The organism is Microcystis sp. M53598_WE2 (assembly GCF_030067735.1).
Taxonomy (GTDB): domain Bacteria; phylum Cyanobacteriota; class Cyanobacteriia; order Cyanobacteriales; family Microcystaceae; genus Microcystis; species Microcystis aeruginosa.
This window is the reverse complement of sequence record NZ_JASJFE010000106.1, coordinates 1-3,437: the sequence shown is the minus strand read 5'-3', so window position 1 is coordinate 3,437 and position 3,437 is coordinate 1. Positions and strand designations below refer to the sequence as shown.

The window sequence follows — 3,437 nt, the reverse complement described above, 5'->3', positions numbered from 1 at the left end:
GGACGCTTAAATAATTTCGCCGCCGAACCGAAAGTTTATCAAGCGGCTCCCCCCACTAAATCGCAACAACGTAATTATCTTTTCTGGGGTGTTGCTGCGATCACACTTGTCGGTGGACTGTTAGCCGTCGCTTTTTACGCATCCCAAGCTGGCTAAAATTTAGTCCCTCGTAGTTGCGATTTAGCCCCTTTCACTCCTCTTTACCGCTAATATCACAACTACTCCCTATTTTAAGGCTTTTGACCCTGAATTAATGCCACTGCTGACTGAGACTTAGCCGCAGTCCCCTGTTTACCCTGAGATAACGCTAGACGGGCCGCTTCCTCTAAATCAGCGATCGCTTTTTCCCTGTTTCCCAATTTATAATAGGTCAAACCCCGATTGTGGTACGCTTCGGCAAAATTAGCATTAATTTTCAGACTCTCATTATAGTCCCTTAAAGCCATTTCCTGCTGTCCGGCTCGGTTATGGGCTAGAGCGCGATTATAGAAAATGCGATCCTGTCCTCTAGTTCCCTGTAAACTCAAAGCTTTTGTGTAATCCTCGATCGCTTCTAGGTGTCTTCCCAAGTCATCCTTAGCATTACCGCGATAAATAAAGAAATCAGCAAAATTTCCGTTTAAAGCGATCGCTTTTGTGCAATCTTCCACCGCTGCCTCGTATTTTTTCGTCAGATAATAGGCATAACAACGATTACCGAGAGCATTAACATAATTAGAGTTGATTGTCAAGGCCTGGGTATAATCTGCGATCGCTCGCTCGTACTGGCCGAGAACTAATTCCGCATAGCCGCGATTATAGTAAGCATCGGCATCCTTCGGCTCTAATTGTAGAGCTTGAGTAAAATCAGCGATCGCCCCTGAGTAATCCCCTGCGGTTAAACGATCCACCCCCCGATTATAAAATTCTACAGCCTTCACGGGGTTAGCGGTAGTTTGAGAGACTAGGGGAGAGATAGTCAGTAAAAAAGTCGCTATAGCCATAATAATTGTCAATTTTTTCTTAATTTTCATAATCCCTTCACCTAAACAATTCAAGGTAAAATTAAACAGCCCTACTCACAGGTCAAAATATCATGATTAAATCTCTTTTGGCGACTTTCCTCCTAATTACCACCCTCCTCTTAACCGGTTGTGCAACTCCCATCGCTGGACTGCAAGGATACACCAGTGGCAGCCAAGGCTATCAATTTTTATATCCTAAGGGTTGGACGCAGGTGGATGTGAAAAAAGTTGCAGGAGTAGATGTGGTTTTTCATGACCTGATCGAAACGAGCGAAAATTTAAGCGTTATTATCAATCCCATCCCCGACAATAAAACCTTAACAGATTTAGGGACACCCTCGGAAGTGGGCTATCGTCTCCTGAAAAATAACAGTCTTAACCCCAATCTCGATAAGGAAGTAGAATTAATTCGCTCAGAATCTCATCAAATCGACGGTCAAGATTATTATATCCTCGAATATCAAGTTAAATTAGCCAACGGCCAAGAACGTCATAATCTGGCCAGCGTCACGGTTAATAATAATAAACTCTATTCTTTTAATCTTTCCACTTCCCAAAAACGTTGGACGCAAATTCAAGAACTCTTTGAAACTATCGTTGATTCTTTCTCGGTTAGTTAGGGAAACTGGCAACAGGCAATAGTAAAATGTAGGGTGCGTTAGACGGCAAAAATCCCCGCTTTGACTTCAAGGTAACAATCCGTCGTAACGCACCACCTATCATCAACTAGGTAGCCGGTTTACAATTAAAGATAAAATACTTACTTAATCAGTAATCAGTAAACAGTGAAAAGACAGTAGGAAACTTCTATTTAATACTGTCACTTAAAACTCAAATCTAATAACTGATAACTGATAACTGATAACTGATGGTGGGTTACGGCAAATAGATAAATTGATAATTAAGTCTAATAATTTGTCATTGCCTAACCCACCCTACCTAACTATCTCCTATCTCTTTTTACTGAAAAAATTATGTCCATTCCCTTGATTCTTGCTTCCGCTTCTCCTGCGCGCAAAAAACTATTACAAATGGTGGGAATCGATCCGATTGTGCGGGTAAGTAACTTTGATGAATCGACAATTAATGCTGATGATACTCTCCATCTTGTCCAAACTTTAGCCCAATGTAAAGCGCAAACGATCGCCCCCCAATTTGATTCAGGATTGATTCTTGGTTGTGATTCCGTCTTAGAAGTAGCGGGGGAAGTCTATGGCAAACCCAAGGATAAATCAGAAGCGATCGATCGTTGGCAAAAAATGCGCGGTCAGGTGGGTACACTCTATACAGGTCATGCTTTAATCGATCGAGTTAATAATCAAACTTTGACTCGTTGTGGGATCACTAAAGTTCACTTTGCCAATATCAGCGATGAAACAATTATTGCCTACGTTGACACCGAAGAACCCCTCAAATGTGCCGGCTGTTTTGCCCTAGAAGGAAAGGGGGGTCTATTCGTGGAAAGATTAGAGGGATGTCACAGTAATGTTATCGGTTTAAGTTTGCCCCTATTTAGGCAGATGTTAACGGATTTTGGCTACCAAATCACTGACTTTTGGTGATCTTTTTGTCGATGATTTCCCCAAATTTATTGACAAAAAGGCTTGACAAATTCTCAGATTTGCGTTAACCTTTTATTATAATGGGAATCCGTGTCGCCCTGCGAACCCCTCTTTTTTCTATCGGATAGCCCCAAAATTTTTAACCCTTTCCTTTTCACTTTTTCCCGAAAAAACTATGTCTTGCTTGCGCGTGGGAATTGCCGGTCCGGTGGGTTCAGGAAAAACAGCCCTGCTCGATGCCCTGTGTAAAAATTTGCGGGATCAATATCCGATCGCCGTAGTCACCAATGACATTTATACTCAAGAAGATGCCCAATTTTTAGTGCGATCGCAAGCTTTAGCTCCGGAAAGAATTTTAGGAGTAGAAACGGGAGGATGTCCCCATACAGCTATTCGCGAGGATGCCTCAATTAACTTAGTTGCCATTGAACAGTTAGAGAGAAAATTTGCTAACTTAAAGTTAATTTTTCTGGAAAGTGGTGGCGACAATTTAGCGGCAACCTTTAGCCCCGAATTAGTAGATTTAACCATCTATGTGATTGACGTGGCAGCCGGAGATAAAATTCCTCGCAAGGGGGGACCGGGTATCACCAAATCGGATTTATTGGTAATTAATAAAATAGATTTAGCCCCGATGGTGGGGGCAGATTTAGGAGTGATGGATAGAGATGCCAAAAAGATGCGCGGAGATAAACCCTTTATCTTCACCAACTTGAAAACACGGGAAGGATTAGAGCGAGTGATGGCCTTTATCGAAAAGAATTTATAATAACTATTACTAGGAATAAAAAAGAGAGCGCCAGAAAAACTTAGGTAAAGCTAACATTCTTTTCCAGCGCCAAGGTTCCTGATAAAGTCGATACAACCACTC

At 41.9% G+C, this 3,437-nt stretch carries 6 protein-coding genes; 4 read left to right on the top strand and 2 right to left on the bottom strand.

Annotated features, from left to right (window positions below; all coding sequences use genetic code 11):
- Positions 1–156 (top strand): photosystem II assembly protein Psb34 (gene psb34 / locus PX636_RS02490; protein WP_288116129.1); only part of this gene is annotated, 156 nt, incomplete at its 5' end.
- A 74-nt stretch (positions 157–230) separates the two neighbouring features.
- Here psb34 and PX636_RS02485 read toward each other — a convergent pair.
- Positions 231–1,013, bottom strand: a complete 783-nt coding sequence (locus PX636_RS02485) for a tetratricopeptide repeat protein (protein WP_288116127.1) — start codon at positions 1,011–1,013, stop codon at positions 231–233.
- Positions 1,014–1,075: 62 nt separating this feature from the next.
- Between PX636_RS02485 and psbP the strand changes: the two genes are divergently transcribed.
- The 3 genes from psbP (at position 1,076) to ureG (ending at position 3,335) form a co-directional block, all read left to right on the top strand.
- Positions 1,076–1,624 carry a photosystem II reaction center PsbP gene (gene psbP, locus PX636_RS02480; protein ID WP_012265569.1) on the top strand — a complete coding sequence of 183 codons (549 nt, stop codon included), beginning with the start codon at positions 1,076–1,078 and terminating at the stop codon, positions 1,622–1,624.
- 354 nt (positions 1,625–1,978) lie between these two features.
- Entirely contained in the window at positions 1,979–2,566 is a 588-nt protein-coding gene (locus tag PX636_RS02475; RefSeq protein WP_125730176.1) for a Maf family protein, read from the top strand.
- 175 nt (positions 2,567–2,741) lie between these two features.
- Entirely contained in the window at positions 2,742–3,335 is a 594-nt protein-coding gene (gene ureG, locus PX636_RS02470; protein WP_002775535.1) for an urease accessory protein UreG, read from the top strand.
- Positions 3,336–3,344: 9 nt separating this feature from the next.
- Here the strand turns inward: ureG and PX636_RS02465 are convergent.
- On the bottom strand, positions 3,345–3,437 hold a 93-nt coding region (locus PX636_RS02465; RefSeq protein WP_502882839.1), incomplete at its 5' end, for a WecB/TagA/CpsF family glycosyltransferase.

Bases quoted from the DNA above. Each gene is read 5' to 3' on its own strand.
- PX636_RS02485 (WP_288116127.1), bottom strand. From the start codon at position 1,013: ATGAAAATTAAGAAAAAATTGACAATTATTATGGCTATAGCGACTTTT.
- psbP (WP_012265569.1), top strand. From the start codon at position 1,076: ATGATTAAATCTCTTTTGGCGACTTTCCTCCTAATTACCACCCTCCTC.
- PX636_RS02475 (WP_125730176.1), top strand. From the start codon at position 1,979: ATGTCCATTCCCTTGATTCTTGCTTCCGCTTCTCCTGCGCGCAAAAAA.
- ureG (WP_002775535.1), top strand. From the start codon at position 2,742: ATGTCTTGCTTGCGCGTGGGAATTGCCGGTCCGGTGGGTTCAGGAAAA.